Source organism: Pelagibius marinus (assembly GCF_014925385.1).
Taxonomy (GTDB): Bacteria; Pseudomonadota; Alphaproteobacteria; order Kiloniellales; family Kiloniellaceae; genus Pelagibius; species Pelagibius marinus.
In genome coordinates this window covers 141,401-162,007 of sequence record NZ_JACSDK010000013.1, presented here as the reverse complement: position 1 = coordinate 162,007, position 20,607 = coordinate 141,401, and the positions used below count along the sequence as shown (strand labels likewise).

The following is a 20,607-nucleotide window of genomic DNA, read 5'->3' as shown; positions in this document are numbered from 1 at the left end:
AAGGCCACCTCAGGTCTAAGAAGGTGATCGCCCTTCTCCCTAGAGTAAACAGTCGACGCAGAGATTGAGCCAAATCATTCAGAATTTAACCGGAAAGCAAGCCCTTCCTGGCTGAATCGCCGATCGGAAGGAAAGCTTGCGCATGGCACCCCACAAGTCCCTCAAGCAACCGCGAAAACAGCCGACCCGGGCCCCGCTTCGCATCGGCAGCGGCGCTCTGGCGCTCGGCCTGCTGCTGGCGGTAAGCACCCTGCCGGTCTTCGCCGCGGCCGATCTGCCCGGCGCGGCCAGCGGCACCCTGGCCGCGGTCTTCGCGCCGGGAACCGATCGGGCAGCAGCCCTGGCCGCAGTCGCCGAGGCGGACGGCCTGGTGGTGCGCGGCGGGGGATGGGGATCGGTCCTGGTCGCCCGCAGCGACCAGGCCGGCTTCGCCGCGCGGCTGCGCCGCGCCGGCGCCTGGCTGGTCGTCGATCCACGCAGCGCCGCGGGCTGCCTGATCGCCGGCATACAGCAGACGAAGAATTAGCAACTCGCGCCACCGATAGGTCGACAAGATGCTCAAGACGATTGCCTCGGCAACGATGAACGCCGCAATCAATGCCTCCAGCGACAACGCTGAGGGCATTGCCGCCATCCGCCGCACCGCGGCCAAGTGGTCCAGCCTGCTGATCTTCGCGGTGGTGCCCGCCGTGGCCGCCACCGCCTGGCTGAACGGCAACGCCTGGCTGGCGCCGACCCTGGCGGCCCTGGTGGTCGCCGTCTTTGCGTTGGGCGTCTGGAAGGCCGTCGGCGGCGATGCCGCCACGACCCGCTACGTCATCGCCGTGGCCACCGTGGTGCAGGTCTCGCTGATGGTCCTGGCGGCCGCCGGTCCCTGGCAGATCGACTTCCACATGATCTACTTCGCCGCCCTGGCCATGCTGGTCGCCTTCTGCGACTGGCGCACCATCCTGGTGGCCGCCGCGGCGACCGCGATCCACCACCTGAGCCTCAACTTCCTGATGCCCTGGGCGGTCTTCCCCGACGGCGCCAACTTCGCCCGTGTGGTTTTTCACGCGGTCATCGTGGTGCTGGAGGTCGTGGTGCTGATCCTGCTCAGCCACAAGCTGGTCAGCCTCTTCGACGGGGCCGCCGCCGCCGTGGAGAAGGCCGAGGCCGCCGCGGCCGAGACCGAGAAACTGGGCCGCGAGCAGCAGGCGCTGCAGGCCCGTACGGCCGAAGAGCGTCAGGAACTGCTGCAGTCCCTGGCCGACAAGTTCGAGGCCAAGGTGAAGGGCGCGGTGACGCAGATCCGCGCTTCCCTGGACGACATGCAGAGCGAGACCAAGGTCATGCTGCAGCGCGCCGAGGAGACCGAGGGCACGGCGACGCAGGTCGCCGGCACCGCCGACACCACCGCCGAGAAGATGGACACCATCGCCGGGGCGGTCACCGAGCTCTCCGCCTCGGTCAGCGAGATCACCGCGCGGGTGCGTGAGACCGCCGACATCGCCTCCCAGGCCGAAGGCAAGACCGACGTCACCACCGAACAGGTCGCCGAACTGGCCGACGCGGTGGCCGGCATCTCCGAAGTCGTCTCGCTGATCGCCGAGATCGCCGAGCAGACCAACCTGCTGGCCCTCAACGCCACCATCGAGGCGGCGCGCGCCGGCGAAGCCGGCAAGGGCTTCGCCGTGGTGGCCAGCGAGGTCAAGGGCCTGGCCACCCAGACCGCCAAGGCGACCGAGGACATCACCGGGCGCATCGAGAAGGTTCAGGGCTCGACCAAGATCACCGTCAACGCCATCAGCGAGATCCGCGGCATCATCAACCAGCTCAACGAGCACGCCGTCAAGATCGCCGGCGCGGTCGAGGAGCAGGACGCGACGACCCGCGACATCTCCCGCAACATCCAGGACGCCGCCGGCGGCAGCCGCGAGATGAACGGGGCCATGGCCTCGGTGCGGAAAAACTCGCAGACCACCAGTCAGTCGGTGAACAAGGTGATGGAGGCCTCGACCCTCGTCACCCGCCACACCGCCGAACTGGACGAGAACCTCTCCGATCTGCTGAACGGTCTGCGCGCCAACGGCAGCTGACCCGGCCCTTTGCGGGCCTTTCCCGGGACTTTCCCGCCCGACAGACCTGCAACGCGCCGCCTGACGGCTTGCCTCGGGCGGCGCGTCTGCCTATGCCTAGTCGTCGCGGGCATTCAGCGGCGAAAGGACGAGGTCAGGCATGAAGGACGTGAAGCGGGCTTGGCAGCGCATGCTCTCCGGACGGCGGCTCGACCTGCTGGATCCTTCGCCCCTCGACATCGAGATTGAAGACATCGCCCACGGCCTGGCCCGCGTGGCGCGCTGGAACGGACAGACCAGCGGCGATTCGGCCTTCTCGGTGGCGCAGCACAGCCTGCTGGTGGACGACATCGCCGGGCGCCTGCGACCGAAGCTGGATGCGGCCGGGCATCTGTCGGCGGTGCTGCACGACGCCGCCGAATACGTCATCGGCGACCTCATCACCCCCTTCAAGGCCGCTGTCGGGGTCGACTACAAGGCCCTGGAAGCCCGGCTGATGACGGCGGTTCGCCTGCGCTTCGGACTGCCGGCGCAGGAGCCGCAGGAGCTGAAGCATCTGATCAAGCGCGCGGACCGGATCGCCGCCTACCTGGAAGCGACCCAGCTGGCCGGATTCTCCCCCAGCGAGGCACGCCGCCTCTTCGGCCATCACAAGCGCTTCGACGACATCACGCTGAAGCCCTGGCCGCCGGGCAAGGCAAAGCGGCTCTTCCTGGATCGCTGCGCGGCCCTCGCAAAAGGCTTATAATCAAATCGTCGAGGTGCTAACCTGCGCGTGGGGGAGGTTGGGGACTCTTCCATTATGGGTCGCAACTTGGAGAAATCCGGCCCAACGGGCCTCCGCAAGAGAGGCTGTGGGTGCGGGGGCAGCAGGTATGTCATTCGCGGAAATACTGGACGAGCCGCTGCTCGCCGAGCTGTATTCCTATTGGACGGAACGTAGTCGCGGGCGCAAGGTGCCGACCCGCGCAGATATCGATCCTGTCGACATTCCGCAGCTTCTGCCGCATCTGACACTCACCGAGATGGTCCCGGCCCAGACCGCCAGGGGCTTCCGCATCCGCTACCGCCTGGCCGGCACGGAAATCGAGTCGCATTTCGGCTGTCCGCTTACCAACCGCTACCTCGACGATCTGGTGACGGGCCCCTTCGTCGACTTCGCCATGGAACTGCACGAGCGGGTCAGGACCGAAAAGGAGCCGATCTACACCGAGGTGCTCTTCGGTTCGGACGAAGCCGAGGCGCTCTACGCCAAGCGGCTGATGCTACCCCTGAGCGAAGATGGGCAGACGGTGAACCTCATGCTCGCCGGCGTGCTCTTCTTCAACAGAAATCCCAGCGCCCGGAAGACGATTCTGCACTCGCACAAACAATTCAGCAGCACGGCGGTTCACACACCCCGATGCTCTTTTTCGTGACCATCCATTTCAAGAAGAGGCGGCATGTTCTCCTGCGCCGGGGGCCGCTCCAGAAGGCCGGTCTATATATCGCGCAGAAGAGAAGAATATCATCGCGTTTCAACGAGAAATTGGGGTTGAATAGGGTTTCATGGGATGACCCGCGGGGGGTAGCCGCAGGTGTGGGAGCCGGGAATTCCTAGGGACGATATGCATCGGGTGGAGACAAGAAGGGCGGGGAAAAAGGCCATAGGGCCCCTTGAAGTCACCGAGGGCTTCGAGTTTTGCTCGCCGGTACTGACGCAGGCACTGAGCTACTGGCTGATGATCAAGGGTGACGCGCCTTTCCCGCGGCGCGCCGATCTCGTGCCTGAGAAGCTCGTGGCCCTGTGGCCGCATATTCTCATGGTCGATGTCATCGACGACGGCACCGACTACTTCATCCGATTGTTCGGCCAGTATCTCGTCGACTCCTACGGCGAGCAGACGGGGCGCCTGTCTTCCCAGGCCAGGGTGCCGGAACTGGTCCGGGAGCGCTCGAAGCAGCTGTTCGACGCCTGCGTCGCCCATGCCGGGCCCGTCTACGCCTACTGGCCGGAATCCGCGGCCCGGCGGCGCGCCCATGTCGATGTCGAGGCTCTCTGCCTGCCGCTGTCCAGCGACGGAAGGTCGCTGGATCGCCTCATGTCTCTCAATGTAAACTCGCGCCGAGAGAGGAAGAAGTAGCCTCCGGCTCCGCGTCGCGCGGCTCCCTGCCCCGGCGGGGAGCGTCACCATCGAACGACCGAGCGGCCGGCTGCGAAGGGGACGCGCCAAACCTTGTTTTCGTCACTTCCGGAGCCCTCGATGCTCCTGGGAATCGCCCTGCTTTCGCTGTTGATCTGGGTCTACCTGCTGACCCTGCGCGGCGGATTCTGGCGTTCGGCCGAGCGCCTGACCGGCAGCCCAAGGCCGCGCGATTCCCAGCCCGTGGATTCGCGGCCCGGCGGCTCCTGGCCCGCGGTCACCGCCGTGGTGCCGGCCCGCAACGAGGCCGAGGTCATCGCCGAGAGCCTGACCTCGCTGCTGGAGCAGGACTATCCCGGCAGCCTGACGGTGCTGCTGGTCGACGACCACAGCGACGACGACACCGCCGCACTGGCCCGCGCGGCGGCGCAGCGCAGCCGCCATCCCGGGCGTTTCGAGCTGCTGCGCGCCGAGGCCCTGCCGCCGGGCTGGACGGGCAAGCTCTGGGCCCTGCAGCAGGGATCGCAGGCCGCCGGGACGGCGGGCGACTTCCTGTGGTTCAGCGACGCCGACATCCACCAGCCGGCCGATACGCTGCGCCGCCTGGTCGCCAAGGCCGAGACCGAACGCCGCGACCTGGTCTCCCTCATGGTCGCGCTGACCTGCCAGAGCTTCTGGGAGCGCCTGCTGATCCCGCCCTTCATTTACTTCTTCCAGAAGCTCTACCCTTTCGCCTGGGTGAAGGACCCCAAGGCCAAGACCGCGGCGGCGGCCGGTGGCTGCATCCTGCTGCGCCGCGCGGCCCTGCAGCGAATCGGCGGCGTGGCGGCGATCCGCGACGCGTTGATCGACGACTGCTCCCTGGCCGCGGCGGTGAAGGCGAGCCGCCCGCCCGAAAGCGGCGGCATCTGGCTGGGCCTGGCCGAGGGTGCCCGCTCAATCCGCCCCTACAGCGGGCTGCGGGCGATCTGGGACATGGTGGCGCGCACCGCCTACACCCAGCTTCACCACTCCCCGCTGCTGCTCGCCGGCACCCTGGCCGGCATGGCGCTCACCTACCTGGCGCCGCCGCTGCTGCTGCTCGCCGCGCCCTGGCACCAGCAGCCCTGGACGGCGATCATTGCCGGGTTCACCTGGCTGCTGATGAGCCTCTCCCTGCTGCCGACGCTGCGGCTCTACCGCCAGCCCTGGTGGATTGCGCCTTTGCTGCCGCTGGCCGCTGGCCTATACAGCGCCATGACTTTCGATTCGGCCTGGCGTCACTGGCGCGGCGTCGGCGGCCAGTGGAAGGGCCGCGTCCAAGGCCGCCACGCGGGCTAGGGCCTTTGGCACACCCGGCCCTGCCCGTCTATGATTGAGCTTGATGACTGAGACCCGCGACAGCTCCACCGGCAACAGCGCCCCCGGCGTCGAAACGCCGTCCGGCAAGGGCGCGGCGGACGAGAACTTCCCCGTCGGCTCCTGGCTGCTGCCGGCCGCGCTGCGTCCGCACGTCGCGACCTACTACGCCTTCGCCCGCGCCATCGACGACATCGCCGACAACCCGGAACTGGCGCCCGAAGACAAGATCACCCGCCTCTCGGCCTTCGAGGCGGAACTCACCGACCCCGCCGCCGGCCCCACCACCTCACCGCGGCCCGGTCTGGAAAAGGCATCGCACCTGCGCAAGAGTCTGGCCGCCACCAAGATCACCGCGGCGCGCGGCACCGACCTTATCGCCGCCTTCAAGCAGGACGCGGTGAAGCTGCGCTACGCCGACTGGGGCGAGCTGATCGGCTACTGTCGGCTCTCGGCCAATCCGGTGGGCCGCTATCTGCTGGACCTGCACGGCGAGGACCCGGCGGGCTACGGCGCCTCCGACGCGCTCTGCACAGCCCTGCAGATCCTCAACCACCTGCAGGACTGCCAGGACGACTACCACGACCTCGACCGGGTCTACCTGCCCGGCGACTGGCTGGCCGCCGAGGGCCTGGACGTGACGGTGCTGGACCTGACGGCGAGCCCGGCCGGCTTCCGCCGCGTGCTGGACCGTTGCCTGGATGGGGTCAACAGCCTGCTGCAGGAGGCCGAGACCCTGCCGGGCCGGCTGCGCTCCACGCGCCTGGCCATGGAATCGGCGGTCATCGTGCAGCTCGCCAAGCGGCTGACGGTCCTGCTGCGCCAAGGCGACCCCCTGGCCGGGCGGGTCGCCCTCAGCCGCGCCGATTTCATTCTCTGCGGCCTCAAGGGCGTGCTGGGCGTGCAGTTCGGGCGCCTCTTCGGGCGCCAGCAGCCGGCAGATCAACGGGGATGATGGAACAGGCATGACCACCGCCGCGACGATCGAAACCGCGCAGGCCCACGTGCGCGAGGTGGCGACCCGCTCCGGCTCCTCCTTCCTGTGGGGCATGCGCCTGCTGCCGCGCCCGCGCCGCGAGGCCATGTACGCCATCTACGCTTTCTGCCGCGAGGTCGACGACATCGCCGACGAAGGCGGCACGCCGGCGGAAAAGCAGCAGGCGCTCGCCGCCTGGCGCGAGGAGATCGAGCGGCTCTACGCAGGCGCGCCCAGCCGGCCGACGGCCGAGGCGCTGCTGGGGCCGCTGCGCGACTATGGCCTGCCCAAGGAAGAGTTCCTGGCCGTCATCGACGGCATGGAGATGGACGCCCGCGAGGACATCCGCGCGCCCAGCCTGGCCGACTTCCGCCTCTACTGCCGCCGCGTCGCCGGCGCCGTCGGGGTGCTGTCGGTCCATGCCTTCGGCGCCACGGAGCCGGAAGCGCGCGAACTGGCGCTGGCCGAGGGCGACGCCCTGCAGTTCACCAACATCCTGCGCGACGTGGCCGAGGATGCCGGGCGCGGCCGCCTCTACCTGCCGCGCGAGCTGCTGCAGCGCCATGGCATCGAATCGACCGACCCGATGACGGTGTTGGCCGACCCGCGCCTGCCGGCGGTCTGTCGCGACCTGGCGGCCCTGGCCGAGGCGCGTTTCGCCGAGGCCGAGCGCCTCATGGCCCGCTGCGCGCGCGGCCCCATGCGCCCGGCGCGCATCATGCTGGCCATGTACCGCCGCCTGCTGACCCGCCTGCAGCAGAACGACTGGCAGGACATCACGCTGCGGGTCAGCCTGCCCAAGGCGGAGAAGCTCTGGGTCGCCCTCAGGAGCTGTTTCTGAGCCATGACAGAGACAGCTTCCCGCGACCGTCCTTCCCGGGGCCGCGTGCACGTCGTCGGCGCCGGCCTCGCCGGGCTGTCGGCGGCGCTGCGACTGGGCAAGCTGGGCCGACCGGTCGCGCTCTACGAGGCCGCGTCCCAGGCCGGCGGGCGCTGCCGCTCCTACGTCGACGCCAAGCTGGAGCGCAGCATCGACAACGGCAACCACATGCTGCTGGCGGCCAACACCGCCGCCCTGGACTTCGTCGCGGAGATCGGCGCCGGCGACACCCTGACGCGGCCCGACCGCGCCGCCTTTCCCTTTCTGGACCTGGCCAGCGGCGAGAGCTGGACCGTGGAGCCCAGCAACGGCCCCATCCCCTGGTGGATTTTCAGCGCCGCCAGGCGCATCCCCGGCACCGCCGCCGGCGATTACCTGGCCGCCTGGAAGCTGGCCTTCGCCGGCGCGGACGATACCGTCGCCGACTGCCTGGCCAAGAGCGGAGGCGACAATGGTCCCTTGTGGGAGCGCTTCTGGGTGCCGCTCACCGTGGCGGCCCTCAACACCCACCCGCGCGAGGCCTCGGCCCGGCTGCTGTGGCTGGTGGTGCGGGAATCCTTCGCCAAGGGCGCGGCCGCCTGCCACCCCTTCATCGCCAGAGACGGTCTCAGCGAGACCTTCGTCGACCCGGCCCTGGCGGCCATCCGCGCCCAGGGCGGTGCGGTCGCCTTCGGCCGGCGCCTGCGCGCCCTGACCTTCCAGGCAGACCGCGTCACCGCGCTGGACTTCGGCGAGCAGCAGGTGCCCGTCGAGCCGGGGGAGGCCGTGGTGCTGGCGCTGCCGCCGGCGGGCGCCGCCGACCTGCTGCCCGGCCTGCAGGCGCCGCGCGACGCCCGGCCCATCGTCAACGCCCACATCCGCCTGCCCGAGGGCGCCACCCCGCAACGCCGGCTGGCGCCCGACCTGCCGATCCTGGGCCTGGTCGGCGGAGCCGCCGACTGGCTGTTCCTGCGCGGTGACGTCGTGAGCCTGACGGTCAGCGCCGCCGAGGACCTGGCCGAGCGCCCCGCGGAGGAGGTCGCGGCACTGCTGTGGCGCGACACCGCCCGGGCCCTGGGGCTGGACTCCCAGGCCGAGCCCCTGGTCCGCATCATCAAGGAAAAGCGCGCCACCCTGGCCCAGACCCCGGCGGCCCTGAAGCTCAGGCCCGGCCCGCGCACCCGCTGGCGCAATCTGGCACTGGCCGGCGACTGGACCGACACCGGCTACCCGGCGACCATCGAATCGGCCGTACGATCAGGCACCGCCGCCGCACGGCTGCTCGCAAAGCCTTGATCCCCGCCGCGTAGCGCCTGCCCCCGCAGCGCCAGGGGCTTGCCACAGCCCCTCCGCTTGGTCAGAATTCCCACCGGCGAACCGCTGATTCGCAGGCGGCGTCCGGGGGAACAAAAAGGCGCTCGAAGGAAGTCGACGGGGGATTTCGGATTCATTGCATGAGGCCTTGCGGCTGAACAAGAAATGACCAGTAGTACCGTAGCCAGAGATCCCAGCGCTGCCACCGCGCGCCCCTGTGCACCCTGTCGGCCCGCCCCCTGTCAGCCCACCCCCTGTCAGCCCGCGCCCCTGCCCGATATCGACGCGGTCGACGCGCTGGTGAACGAGATGCGGGCCGCCCTGCGGGCCGAGCAGCGCCCGGACGGCCATTGGCTCTTCGAGCTGGAGGCCGATGCCACCATCCCGGCCGAGTACATCTTCCTGCAGCACTTCCTGGGGCAGACCGATACGCCGAAGTTCCGCGACATCGAACCGAAGCTGGCCATGCACCTGCGCGCCATCCAGGGAACGGACGGCGGCTGGCCGCTGTTCCACGACGGCGATATGGACATCTCCGCCAGCGTGAAGGCCTATTACGCCCTGAAGCTGGCCGGCGACGATCCCGAGGCGCCGCACATGCGGCGCGCCCGCGACGCCATCCTCGCCGGCGGCGGCGCCGCGCAGTCCAACGTCTTCACCCGCATCGCCCTGGCCCTCTTCGGCCAGGTGCCCTGGCGTGCGGTGCCGGAGATGCCGGTCGAGATCATGCTGCTGCCGCGCTGGTTCCCCTTCCACCTGTCGAAGGTGTCCTACTGGTCGCGCACGGTGATCGCGCCGCTGCTCATCGTCATGGACAAGAAGCCGGAGGCGGCCAACCCGCGCGGCGTCTCCATCCGCGAGCTCTTCCTCGAAGCGCCGGAACACGCGCACTACCAGATGAACGCGACGGGCAGCCCCCTGGGCGCCATCTTCGCCGGCATCGACCGGGTGCTGCGCCTCAGCGATCCCCTGCGCCCGCGCGCCAAGCGCCAGAAGGCGATCCACGCGGCCATGGAGTTCGTCAAGGAACGCCTGAACGGCGAGGACGGCCTGGGCGGCATCTTCCCGGCCATGGCCAACGCCGCCATGGCCTTTCACGCGCTCGGCTATGCCTGGGACGACCCGGACTACCGCCTGACCCGCGAGGCCATCGACCGTCTGCTGTTCTACCGCCAGGACGGCAGCGTCACCTGCCAGCCCTGCCTGTCGCCGATCTGGGACACCTGCCTGGCCGCCCACGCAATGCTGGAGGCCGGCGAGCCGGGCGACAGCGACACCGTCATCCGCGCCTTCGATTGGATGCTGGAGCGCGAGATCACGGAAGTGCGCGGCGACTGGGCCTGGCGGCGCGCAGAGGCGCCGGTTGGCGGCTGGCCCTTCCAGTACAACAACGCCCACTATCCGGACGTCGACGACACGGCGGTGGTGGTCATGGCGATGGACCGCGCCGGCTCCGAGGCCAGCAAGGGAGCGATGGAGCGGGCCGCCAAGTGGGTCATCGCCATGCAGAGCAAGAACGGCGGCTGGGGCGCTTTCGACGCCGATAACGCCTTCGAGTATCTGAACCACATCCCCTTCGCCGACCACGGCGCGCTGCTCGACCCGCCGACGGCGGACGTCTCGGCGCGTTGCCTGTCCATGCTGGCGCAGCTCGGCTACGGCCGCGACAACACCGTGGTGCGCCGCGGCCTCGACTACCTGCGCCGCGAGCAGGAGGAGGACGGCTCCTGGTATGGGCGCTGGGGCGTCAACTACGTCTACGGCACCTGGTCGGTGCTCTGTGCCCTCAACGCCTGCGGCGAGGACATGCAGGCGCCCTATGTGCGCAAGGCCGTCGCCTGGCTGAAAGATCGCCAGCAGGCCGACGGCGGCTGGGGCGAGGACTGCGCCACCTACTGGCTGGAGCGCCGCGACGAGGTGAAATCCTCCACCCCTTCCCAGACCGCCTGGGCGCTGCTCGGCCTCATGGCCGCCGGCGAGATAGAGAGCGACGCCGTCAAGCGCGGCATCGCCTATCTGCAGCGCCTGCCGCGCGAAGGCGCGCGCTGGGCCGAGGACTATTGGACGGGCAACGGCTTCCCGCGGGTCTTCTACCTGAAGTACCACGGCTACAGCGCCTACTTCCCGCTCTGGGCCCTGGCGCGCTACCGCAACCTGATGCAAAGCAATCAGCGGCGCGTCAGCTACGGCATGTAGCCCGGGCCAGCGCGGTGGATCCTGCCCCACAGGCTGCAACTTCCCGCAAGATCGGTGTCGTCACCGGGCTGGCTTCCGAGAGCGAGGTCGCCGCGGTCCTGCTCGCCGACGCGGCCCTGGAGGCCGAGGTACTCTGCGCCGGCGCCAGCGCGGCACGGGCCGCCGAGCGGAGCGCCGAGCTCATCGCCAGCGGCTGCCAGGCGCTCTTGAGCTTCGGCATCGCCGGGGCCCTGGCCGCCGACCTGGACTGCGGCGACCTGATCGTCGCCCACGGCCTGCGCGACCCCGAGGGGACAGACTACATCACCGACGCCGCCTGGCGCGGCCAGCTCGTCGCGGCGATGGAGGACAACGCCCTGCTCTACAGGGAGGGTGCGATCCTGGGCAGCCCGCGCACCTTGCGCAGCCCCGCCGACAAGGCCGCGGCTTTCGCGGATAGCGGCTGCCTGGCGGTGGACATGGAATCAGTGTCCGTGGCCGCCGCCGCCGCGGAGGCCGGCCTGCCCTTCCTGGCCGTACGTGCCGTCGCCGACAGGGCCAAGGACAGCCTGCCGGCGCTGGTGGAGAAGGCGGTGAAGCCGGACGGGCGGCCCGACGTCGGCCGTGCGCTCGCGACGCTGCTGCGCCGCCCGACGGAAATTCCGGCGACGCTCAGGCTGGCGCGCCAGAGCGAACTGGCGCTCGCCCGCCTGCGTATGCTGGAGGACGTGAAAGAGGTGCTATTCGGCCGCTTCTGAGGAAGAGCCGGGCTTCTGCTGCACCGGCTGCTTCTGGGCCTCGGCGACGAACTCCTCGAAGGTGTACTCCGCGGGGCGCTGCTTGGAGAGATCGATCTCCGGAGCCATCTCGCCCTCGGTGGTAACGCCGTTCAACGCCACCTTCAGAGCCTTCAGCGGATGCGCCACGGTGTCTGCCACCGCCGTACCCTCATAGCCGCAGTGGACCATGCAGTTGGCGCACTTCTCGTAGTGGCCGGTGCCGTAGCTTTCCCACTCGGTCTCTTCCATCAGCGCCTTGAAGGTCGGCGTGTAGCCCTCGTTCAGCAGGTAGCAGGGCCGCTGCCAGCCGAAGACATTGCGCGTCGGGTTGCTCCAGGGCGTGCACTCGTAGGACTGATTGCCGGCCAGGAAGTCGAGGAACAGGCTGGACTGGGAGAAGCGCCACTTGCGCCCCTTGCCGCGGCGGAAGACCTCGCGGAACAGCTCCTTGGTGCCGCGCCGGCTGAGGAAATGCTCCTGGTCGGGCGCACGCTCGTAGGCATAGCCCGGGGAGATGGTCACGCCCTCGACGCCCAGATCGCGGGCGAAATCCAGATACTCGGCGACTTCGTCGGGCTTGGCGTTGTTGAAGAGGGTGCAGTTCACGTTCACGCGGAAACCGCGGTCGCGCGCCATCTCGATGGCCTTCACCGCGCGCTTGAAGACGCCCTTCTGGTCGACCGCCCGGTCGTGCTCCTCCTCCAGGCCGTCCAGGTGGATGGAGAAGGTCAGGTACTTGCTGGGCTTGTACTCGTCGATCTTCTTGGCCAGCAGCAGCGCGTTGGTGCAGAGATAGACGAAGCGCTTGCGCTTCACCAGCTCCTCGACGATCTGCGGCATCTCCTTGTGGATCAGCGGCTCGCCGCCGGGGATGGAAACCACCGGCGCACCGCTCTCCTCCGCCGCCTCGATGCACTCCTCCACCGAAAGGCGGCGGTTGAGGATATCCTCGGGGTAGTCGATCTTGCCGCAGCCCGGGCAGGCCAGGTTGCAGCGGAACAGCGGCTCCAGCATCAGCACCAGCGGATAGCGATCGTTGCCCTTCAGGCGCTGCTTCATGATGTAGGCGCCGACGCGCAACTGCTGAATAAGGGGAACCGCCAAGGCGTCACTCCGGGGAAATGAGGGGAATCGCAGGCAAATACCGTTTTTCCGGGCGACAGTCTAACGCTTTTGCGCCGCAACACCACCCTACAGACTGTGGGGATTTAGGGGCACTTCGCCGCCTGAGCGGCCCCCCGGGTCCCGAACCCTGGGCGCCGGGGCCTTAAGCCAGATAGCCCGCCTGCTCGAACCAGCCGACCGCGTCGCGCAGGGCCTCCCTGGCCGGGCGCGGGCGGTAGCCGAGGCAGCGGCGCGCCTTGGCGCTGGAGAAATACATTGGTTTAGCGGCCATTTTCAGGCCGTCGACGGTCAGCAGCGGCTCCTGCCCGCCGGCCACCCGCGCCCAGGTTTCGGCGGCATAGGCCAGGGGGAACAGCGGGCGGCGCGGCAGGCGCAGGCGCGGCGCGCGAACCCCGCGCAGGGCCGCCACCTCGCCCAGGATTTCCCCCAGGCCCAGGTCCTCGCCGCCCAGCACGTAGCGCTGGCCGACCTCGCCCCTTTCATAGGCCGCCAGGTGGCCCGCCGCGACGTCGTCGACGTGCACGACGTTGAGGCCGGTATCGACGAAGGCGGGGATCCGGCCCCGCGCCGCCGCCAGCACCATGTGCCCGGTCGGGGTCGGCTTCACGTCGCGCGGGCCGATGGGCGTCGAAGGATTGACGATCACCACCGGCAGCCCGGACTCGCGCTGCAGACGGCGGACCTCTTCCTCGGCCAGGTACTTGGAGCGCTTGTAGACACCGATCATGTCGTCCAGGCCGACCGGCGTCTCCTCGTCGGCCGGCGCCCCGGCGGCCGCCTTGCCCAGCACCGCCACCGAAGAGGTGTAGACGATTTTCTCCACCCCGTGGCGCAGCGCCAGTTCCATCAGCCGGCGGGTACCTTCAACGTTGGTGTGGAGCATGGTCTCGGGCCGGCGCACCCAGATGCGGTAGTCGGCGGCGACGTGGAACAGCGCCTTGGCACCCTTGACGGCAGTCTCCAGGGACTCGCCGTCCGTCAGGTCGCCCTCCACCACATCGAGAGCCAGGCCTTCCAGGTTCCGCCGGTCGCTGTCACGCCGCACGAGACACCGCGGTCTCTCGCCGCAGGCGACCAAGGCCCGCACCACGGCGGAGCCGACGAACCCCGTGCCTCCGGTAACGAGAATGGTCATAGGTACCAGCTTGCCCCCTATCCGGCGCGACCACAAACCACAAATGTCTTGCACCGGACGGCGCGGCCCGTACATGTGAAAGAGCCTGAAATTGGGAAAGCGCATGCGATCGCTGCTACTTAAGGTTTCCATCCTGATGTTGCTGCTCCTACCGGCGCCGGCCACCGCCGCCGAGACGCCCCCAGGCAGTCCGAGCGCCACGGTGGAGCGGCTGAACGCCGCCCTGCTGGAGGTCATGCAACAGGCCGAGGCGTTGGGCTTTGCCGGGCGCTACGCCGAATTGGAGCCGACCCTGACCGAAATCTTCGATTTCCCCGCCATGGCGCGGATCACCCTGGGCAGCCAGTGGTCGCGGCTCAGCGATGCCCAGCAGGCGGCCTTCACCCAGGCCTTCGCCGATTACAGCGTCGGCGTCTTCGCCGACCGCTTCGACGGCTTCGGCGGCGAACGCTTCGAGGTACTGGGCGAAGAGGAAGCGCGGCGCGGCGCCGTCCTGGTGCGCAACCAGATCGTCAAGAGCGACGGCGAGGCGGTGGAGATCAATTACCTGACGCAACCCCAGGACGACGGCAGCTGGCGCATCGTCGACACCATCCTGGGCGGCACCGCCTCGGAGCTGGCGGCGCGGCGCGGCGAATACAGCAGCATCATGAGGAAGCTGGGTGTCGAGGCCCTGATCCAGACCTTGAAGGACAAGACCGCCGGCTTCGCGAACGACTGAGACTTCACGCGTTCCGCAACCGCATTTGGGCTCCGGCCGGCCAGCCCCTATATAGAGGGGCAATGACCGCAAAAAGACCTGCTGGGGAGGGGAGAATCCATGCCGGGACCGCTGGACGGCTTCAGGGTCGTCGATCTGACCACCATGGTGTCGGGGCCGCTGGGCAGCATGATCCTGGCCGACCAGGGCGCCGACGTGGTGAAGGTGGAGGTGCCGAAAGGCGGCGACCACACCCGCCAGGTGGCGACGCGCCGCAACGGCTATTCGGCCTCCTTCCTCAACAACAACCGCAACAAGCGCTCCATCGCTCTCGATCTCAAGACGCCGGAAGGCCTCGAGGCGCTGAAGCGGCTGGTGCGCGATGCCGACGTCTTCCTGCAGAACTTCCGCCCCGGGGTCACCGACCGCCTCGGCCTCGGCTACGAGGATCTCAAGGCCATCAACCCGCGCCTGGTCTACGTCTCCATCGCCGGCTTCGGCTTCGAGGGGCCCTTCGCCGACAAGCCGGTCTTCGATCCCCTGATCCAGTCGCTCAGCGGCCTCACCACCGTGCAGGCCGGCTCCGACGAGGAACGTCCGCGCCTGGTGCGCACCATCCTGCCCGACAAGCTGACCGGCTTCGCCATGTCCCAGGCGGTCTGCGCCGCGCTGCTGGCGCGCAGCCGCAGCGGCGAGGGCCAGCACGTGCGCCTCTCCATGCTGGACACCGTGCTCGCCTTCCTTTGGGGCTCCGACATGGGCGGCCACACCTTCGTCGGCGACGAGATGGAAAAGGAGGAGGCGCAAAGCTGGATCGACCTGATCTACGAGACCCGGGACGGCTACATCTCCGTCGCCGTCATGCGCCACAAGGAATGGCTCGGCCTCGCCGAAGCCGCGGAGCGGCCGGAATGGACCGAGGACCCGCGCTTCCAGGACTCCGAGGGCCTGGACAAACACAAGCACGCGCGCCTGGAGCTGACCCAGGAGGTCTTGCGCGAGCGCACGACGGCGGAGTGGATCGAGCGCCTGGAGGCCGCCGGCGTGCCCTGCGCCCCGGTGCTGACCCGGCGCGAGGCGATCCGCCACCCGCAGGTCCAGGCCAACGGCATCGTCTTCGAGAACGACCACCCCGCCGCCGGGCGCCTGCGCCAGGCGCGCAATCCGGCGCAGTTCTCCGCCACGCCGAATGAGCACCGCTTCGGCGCCCCGGCGCTGGGCGGGCAGACGCGGGAAATCCTGGCGGAGGCCGGCTACAGCCCCGCCGAGATCGATGCCCTGATCGAGAACGGCGGCGCCGCCGAACCGCCGCGCGCCGGAGAGGACGCCGCATGATCGATTTCTACTACGCCCCCACGCCCAACGGCTGGAAGGTCGCCATCCTGCTGGAGGAACTGGGCCTGCCCTACACCACGCACCTGCTGAAGCTGGCCGAGGGCGATCAGTTCAAGCCGGAGTTCCTGGCCATCAGCCCCAACGCCAAGATGCCGGCCATCGTCGACCACGACGTCGAGGGCGATCCGGTCAGCGTCTTCGAGAGCGGCGCCATCATGCTCTACCTGGCCGAGAAGACCGGGCGCTTCCTGCCCGAGGGACCGCTGGCCCGCAAGGAGCTGCTGGAGTGGATGTTCTGGCAGGTCGGCAACCAGGGGCCCATGGCCGGCCAGCTCAGCCACTTCAAGAACTACGCGCCCGAAGGCCAGGACTACGGCTTCAAGCGCTACCTCGGGGAATACGAGCGCAACTTGGCGGTGCTGGAACGGCGCCTCGAAGACCGCGACTGGATCCTGGGGGATAGCTACACCATCGCCGACATGATCGCCTTTCCCTGGGTCTTCATCGCCAAGCCGTTGGGCTCCTCGCTCGACGACTTTCCGAAAGTCGCGGACTGGCGCCGGCGTATCAAGGAGCGCCCGGCCGTGCAGCGCGCCATCGACCTCTACAAGGACCGTCAGAACCGCGGCCAGCACACCGCCCAGAGCAACGCCCTGCTGTTCAACCAGGGTGCCCGGCACCTGAAGGGCGCGGGGAACTAGCTCGCCGCCTTGACAACCGCCGTCGACAACCTGGGGTCAGTTGCACGCCCGGCGCCGATTGGCGATCCTCGACGCTTGCCGGGGGTCACGGCCACGAAGGGTTAGATCATGGGGCTATCGGTCATCGGCGCCGGCTTTGGGCGCACCGGCACGCTGTCGCTGAAAGGCGCGCTGGAACAGCTGGGCTTCGGCCCCTGCCACCACATGGCGGAAGTCTTCGCCCATCCCGAACAGATTCCCGTCTGGAAACAGGCCACCGCCGGCGCTGCGGTCGATTGGGACAAACTCCTGGCGGGCTATCGCGCGACCGTCGACTGGCCCTCGGCCTACTTCTGGCGGGAACTGGCCGGGTTCTATCCGGATGCCAAGGTCCTGCTCAGCACGCGCGACGTGGATGCCTGGTACGCGAGCTTCAGCAACACCATTCTGAGGCTGATCGCCGCGCAGGACGAGGTCACCGTGCCGGCTGTCCGCGCGGCCTTGGAAATGGGCGCCCCCCTGGTCTCCACCAAGGTCTTCGGGGGCCGCGCCGACGACCCGGAGCATGCCAAGGCGGTGTTCCGCGCCCATGAGGCGGAGGTGTGCCGGACCATCCCGGCTGAACGCCTGCTGGTCTTCGACGTGCGTGAAGGCTGGGAACCGCTCTGCGCCTTTCTCGGCGTGCCGGTTCCCGATGGCCCCTTCCCGCGCCTCAACGACGCCGAGCAGTTCAAGGTACTGACCGGCGGATAGCCCCCCGAGACTCAGATCTCGATCACCAGCTTGCCGAAGTGGCCGGCGGCTTTCATCGTCCGGTAGGCCTCGGGCGCGTCTTCGAAGGCGAAGCTGCGGTCGATGACCGGGCGCAGCTCAGCCGCGGCGATGGCCCGGTTCATGTCGCGGAAGAGATTGCGCGAGCCGACGTAGATGCCCTGCACGGTCAGCGACTTGCTCATGATCGGGCGCGGATTGACTTCGCCGCCGGCGAGGATGCCGATAAAGCCGATGGTCCCGGCGATGCGGGTGGCGGCGATGGACTTCTGCAGGGTGCCGGCGCCGCCCACCTCCACCGTCAGGTCGACGCCACGGCCTTCGGTCATCTCCAGCACCGCCTTCTCCCAGTCCGGCGTGCTGCGGTAGTTCACCGTCTGCCAGGCGCCCAGGGCCTTCGCCTTTGCCAGCTTCTCGTCGCTGGAGGAAGTGATGATGACCCTGGCCCCCATCAGCGTGGCGAACTGCAGGGCGAAGATGGAGACGCCGCCGGTGCCGAGCAGCAGCACGGTGTCGCCGGCCTTGAGCTTGCCGACGGGCACCAGGGCGCGCCAGGCGGTCAACCCCGCGCAGGGCAGCGTCGCCGCCTCGGCGAAGCTCAGGTGGTCGGGGATCTTCACCAGGCCGTCGGCCCGGAGGTTGCGTTCCTCGGCTAACACACCTTCGATCTCCCCGCCCATGGCCGAGGCCATGGCCTCCGCCGTGCAGGGCCCGTCGATCCAGTTCTGGAAGAAGCAGCCGGCAACCCGGTCGCCTGGCGCGAAACCGGTCACGCCGGCCCCCACCGCCAACACCTCCCCGGCGCCGTCGGAGTTGGGGATGCGCGGCAGTTCCACATCGCGCGCCACCGGGTCGCTGATCACGCTGAGATCGCGGTAGTTGATGGCGTTGGCGCGCAGGCGGACCCGCACCTCGCCGGGGCCGGGATCCGGCAGTTCGAGTTCCGCCAGCTTCAGCCCGTCCAGGCCCTCGGTGTTCTCAATCTGCCAGGCGCGCATCGTCGATTTCTCCCTCTCTAAAGACAGCGCCGATCATAGCCCGACACGGCCCAGCCGCAATGGGCGACCCTTTCCCTGGCGGCCACTGCGGGGCTCTGCTAAAGCCATGAGAGCGATTCCGGGGGGGAAGAGTAGAAATGCCGTTGCTGACCACCACCATCGGGGCCTATCCCAAGCCGAAGTCCGTGCGCATTCCCGACTGGTTCGACCCGGGCGCCATGGACTCCAGCGTCGCCACGCGTGATTACGTGCAGGCCATCGTGAAGCTGGGCGCCGAGGCGGAGAAGGTCATCGCCCAGGGCGTCAAGGAGGTCATCGAGGATCAGGTGGCCTGCGGCATCGACATCCCCACCGACGGCGAGGTAAAGCGCGAGAACTACGTGCACTATCACTGCCGCCACCTGGAGGGCTTCGACTTCGAGAACCTGACCCACCGGGTGCTGCGCGGCGGCGCCTACGAGACCGACCTGCCAACGGTGCGCGGCCCGGTGAAGGTCAAGGCGCCTTTCCTGCCCGACGACTGGAAGCTGGCGCAGTCCTTCACCGAGCGCCCGGTGAAGATGACCCTGCCCGGCCCCATGACCATCACCGACACCACGGCCGACGAACACTACGGCGATCCTATCACCCTCGGCCGCGACCTGGCCGAGGCGCTGAACCGGGAGGTCCTGGCCTTGGCCGGGGCGGGCTGCACCTACATCCAGATCGACGAGCCGCTCTTCGCACGCAAGCCCAAGGAAGCGCTGGACTACGGGTTGGAGAACATCGAACGCTGCTGGCAGGGCGTGCCGGCCGGTGTCACCAGGACCCTGCACATGTGCTGCGGCTATCCCAACTACCTGGACCAGGAGGACTACGTTAAGGCCGACCCGCGCGCCTACTTCGATCTTGCCAAGGCCGTCGACGAGTCGCTGGTCGACGCGGTCTCCATCGAGGACGCCCACCGCCACAACGATCTCTCGCTGCTCGACCTGTTCAGCGACACCACGGTGATCTTCGGCGTCATCGCCATCGCCCGCAGCCGCGTCGAGACGGTGGAGGAAGTGCGCGAGCGCCTGCAGGTCGCGCTTGAACACCTGCCGCCGGAACGCCTCGTCGCCGCGCCGGACTGCGGCCTGGGGCACCTGGGCCGCGAGCTGGCGATGAAGAAGCTGAAGGTGCTGAGCCAAGCGGCGAAGAGCATCTAGCCGCGAGGCGCCTATGACCCGGACCATCGATCAGCCTACGCTCACGGCACCGGACCACGAGAGCCATCCGCTCGGCGCCTGGCTGGTCTTCGCCTCCGCCGTGGTGTGGAGCCTGGGCGGCATCCTGGCGCGGCTTGCCGAGATCGAGAATCCCTGGACCACCATCTTCTGGCGCGCCGGCACGGCGACGCTGTTCCTGCTCGCCTTCATGCTGCTGCGCGACGGGTGGACGGGCACTGCCGCGCTCTTCGCCCGCATGGGGGCCGCCGGAGTCGCCGTCGGTCTCTGCTTCGCCATCGCCTCGACGGCCTTCGTCGTCGCGCTGCAGTTCACCACCGTGGCCAACGTACTGCTGATGCAAGCCGGCGTGCCGCTCATCGCCGCGCTCATTTCCCGCGTGCTGTTCGGTGAACCCTTGCGGCTGGTGACCGGCCTCGCCATCGCCGCGGTGATCGCCGGTGTCGCGGTCATGGTTTCGGACTCGCTGACGGGGCGGGTATCTGCCCTCGGCGACGGTCTGTCTTTGCTGATCGCGCTTTCCTTCGCCACTGCGACCGTCATCACCCGGCGCAAGGCCGGCATCCGCATGACCCCGGCAGTCTGTACCGGCTCGGCCATCGGCTGCGCGGTGGCGCTGGCCATGAGCCTCGCGACGGCCGGCAGCGTGGCGGTGGCGGGCTGGCAACTGCCCATCCTTGCCGTGTTCGGCGTGACCCTGGGGCTCGGCATGGCCCTCTTCACCCAGGGCGCGCGGCTCATCCCCTCCGCCTTCGCGGCTCTGCTCGGCACCGCCGAGACGATCCTCGGGCCTCTGTGGGTCTGGCTGGCCCTCGATGAGACGCCGACGCCGCGCACGATCATCGGCGGCGCTATCGTGCTGACCGCGATCGTCGGCTACCTGATCTGGCAGATCGCCAACCAGCGCAAGATCCGCCGCACCGCGCCGCCAGCCCTGTAGCGCTAGCGTCCGGCGCCCTGCAGGTCGCGCCCGCGCGGCAGAGGCCTGGGATACCTGGGCCGCGAGCCGGCGATGGAGAAGCTGGAGTAGCTGAGCG

At 68.9% G+C, this 20,607-nt stretch carries 20 protein-coding genes; 17 read left to right on the top strand and 3 right to left on the bottom strand.

The genetic code is table 11. The annotated features are described in order from the left end of the window. Positions 1-142: 142 nt before the first annotated feature. The 11 genes from H7X47_RS15530 (at position 143) to H7X47_RS15480 (ending at position 11,600) form a co-directional block, all read left to right on the top strand. The gene (locus H7X47_RS15530) at positions 143-526 is read left to right on the top strand and encodes a hypothetical protein (RefSeq protein ID WP_193369626.1); all 384 of its coding nucleotides are present in this window, start codon (positions 143-145) and stop codon (positions 524-526) included. 28 nt (positions 527-554) lie between these two features. Beyond that, the gene (locus H7X47_RS15525; protein WP_193369625.1) at positions 555-2,078 is read left to right on the top strand and encodes a methyl-accepting chemotaxis protein; all 1,524 of its coding nucleotides are present in this window, start codon (positions 555-557) and stop codon (positions 2,076-2,078) included. A gap of 139 nt (positions 2,079-2,217) precedes the next feature. Continuing rightward, complete coding sequence (locus tag H7X47_RS15520; protein ID WP_193369624.1) at positions 2,218-2,805, top strand: HD domain-containing protein; 588 nt, start codon at positions 2,218-2,220, stop codon at positions 2,803-2,805. A gap of 127 nt (positions 2,806-2,932) precedes the next feature. Next, positions 2,933-3,475 (top strand): PAS domain-containing protein, encoded by a 543-nt coding sequence (locus H7X47_RS15515; RefSeq protein WP_193369623.1) that lies wholly within the window; start codon positions 2,933-2,935, stop codon positions 3,473-3,475. Positions 3,476-3,673: 198 nt separating this feature from the next. After that, positions 3,674-4,180, top strand: a complete 507-nt coding sequence (locus H7X47_RS15510) for a PAS domain-containing protein (protein ID WP_193369622.1) — start codon at positions 3,674-3,676, stop codon at positions 4,178-4,180. A gap of 120 nt (positions 4,181-4,300) precedes the next feature. Beyond that, positions 4,301-5,500 carry a glycosyltransferase gene (locus H7X47_RS15505; RefSeq protein ID WP_193369621.1) on the top strand — a complete coding sequence of 400 codons (1,200 nt, stop codon included), beginning with the start codon at positions 4,301-4,303 and terminating at the stop codon, positions 5,498-5,500. Between the two features lie 43 nt (positions 5,501-5,543). Continuing rightward, positions 5,544-6,473 (top strand): squalene synthase HpnC, encoded by a 930-nt coding sequence (gene hpnC, locus H7X47_RS15500; RefSeq protein ID WP_193369620.1) that lies wholly within the window; start codon positions 5,544-5,546, stop codon positions 6,471-6,473. Positions 6,474-6,483: 10 nt separating this feature from the next. After that, positions 6,484-7,335 (top strand): presqualene diphosphate synthase HpnD, encoded by an 852-nt coding sequence (hpnD, locus tag H7X47_RS15495; RefSeq protein ID WP_193369619.1) that lies wholly within the window; start codon positions 6,484-6,486, stop codon positions 7,333-7,335. A 3-nt stretch (positions 7,336-7,338) separates the two neighbouring features. After that, positions 7,339-8,649: a hydroxysqualene dehydroxylase HpnE gene (hpnE, locus tag H7X47_RS15490; protein WP_193369618.1), complete on the top strand. Its 1,311-nt coding sequence runs from the start codon at positions 7,339-7,341 to the stop codon at positions 8,647-8,649. 183 nt (positions 8,650-8,832) lie between these two features. Continuing rightward, positions 8,833-10,863, top strand: coding sequence for a squalene--hopene cyclase (shc, locus tag H7X47_RS15485; RefSeq protein WP_193369617.1), 2,031 nt, complete (start codon positions 8,833-8,835; stop codon positions 10,861-10,863). 14 nt (positions 10,864-10,877) lie between these two features. Further along, complete coding sequence (locus tag H7X47_RS15480) at positions 10,878-11,600, top strand: phosphorylase family protein (RefSeq protein ID WP_193369616.1); 723 nt, start codon at positions 10,878-10,880, stop codon at positions 11,598-11,600. On the opposite strand, the gene hpnH is transcribed toward H7X47_RS15480, so the two are convergent. Both hpnH and hpnA read right to left on the bottom strand, forming a co-directional pair. Then, positions 11,583-12,725 (bottom strand): adenosyl-hopene transferase HpnH, encoded by a 1,143-nt coding sequence (hpnH, locus tag H7X47_RS15475; protein ID WP_193369615.1) that lies wholly within the window; start codon positions 12,723-12,725, stop codon positions 11,583-11,585. The two genes, H7X47_RS15480 and hpnH, sit on opposite strands and share 18 nt — an antisense overlap. Before the next feature lie 163 nt (positions 12,726-12,888). Beyond that, on the bottom strand, positions 12,889-13,881 hold the full coding sequence (gene hpnA, locus H7X47_RS15470; protein ID WP_193369614.1) for a hopanoid-associated sugar epimerase: 993 nt from the start codon (positions 13,879-13,881) through the stop codon (positions 12,889-12,891). 103 nt (positions 13,882-13,984) lie between these two features. Here hpnA and H7X47_RS15465 point away from each other — a divergent pair, with 103 nt between their 5' ends. The 4 genes from H7X47_RS15465 to H7X47_RS15450 all read left to right on the top strand — a co-directional run bounded on the left by H7X47_RS15465 (position 13,985) and on the right by H7X47_RS15450 (position 17,349). Next, on the top strand, positions 13,985-14,602 hold the full coding sequence (locus tag H7X47_RS15465; RefSeq protein WP_193369613.1) for an ABC transporter substrate-binding protein: 618 nt from the start codon (positions 13,985-13,987) through the stop codon (positions 14,600-14,602). Positions 14,603-14,701: 99 nt separating this feature from the next. Then, positions 14,702-15,916: a CaiB/BaiF CoA transferase family protein gene (locus tag H7X47_RS15460; protein WP_193369612.1), complete on the top strand. Its 1,215-nt coding sequence runs from the start codon at positions 14,702-14,704 to the stop codon at positions 15,914-15,916. Next, on the top strand, positions 15,913-16,617 hold the full coding sequence (locus H7X47_RS15455; protein WP_193369611.1) for a glutathione S-transferase family protein: 705 nt from the start codon (positions 15,913-15,915) through the stop codon (positions 16,615-16,617). Before H7X47_RS15460 ends, H7X47_RS15455 begins: the two co-directional genes overlap by 4 nt. A 108-nt stretch (positions 16,618-16,725) precedes the next feature. Then, positions 16,726-17,349, top strand: a complete 624-nt coding sequence (locus H7X47_RS15450; protein WP_193369610.1) for a sulfotransferase family protein — start codon at positions 16,726-16,728, stop codon at positions 17,347-17,349. An 11-nt stretch (positions 17,350-17,360) separates the two neighbouring features. On the opposite strand, the gene H7X47_RS15445 is transcribed toward H7X47_RS15450, so the two are convergent. Then, on the bottom strand, positions 17,361-18,365 hold the full coding sequence (locus H7X47_RS15445; protein ID WP_193369609.1) for a zinc-dependent alcohol dehydrogenase family protein: 1,005 nt from the start codon (positions 18,363-18,365) through the stop codon (positions 17,361-17,363). Between the two features lie 137 nt (positions 18,366-18,502). Here H7X47_RS15445 and H7X47_RS15440 point away from each other — a divergent pair, with 137 nt between their 5' ends. Both H7X47_RS15440 and H7X47_RS15435 read left to right on the top strand, forming a co-directional pair. Next, a complete protein-coding gene (locus tag H7X47_RS15440; RefSeq protein WP_193369608.1) occupies positions 18,503-19,552 on the top strand; it encodes a cobalamin-independent methionine synthase II family protein in 1,050 nt (349 codons plus the stop codon). A gap of 13 nt (positions 19,553-19,565) precedes the next feature. Continuing rightward, positions 19,566-20,510 carry a DMT family transporter gene (locus H7X47_RS15435; protein WP_193369607.1) on the top strand — a complete coding sequence of 315 codons (945 nt, stop codon included), beginning with the start codon at positions 19,566-19,568 and terminating at the stop codon, positions 20,508-20,510. Positions 20,511-20,607 lie beyond the last annotated feature (97 nt).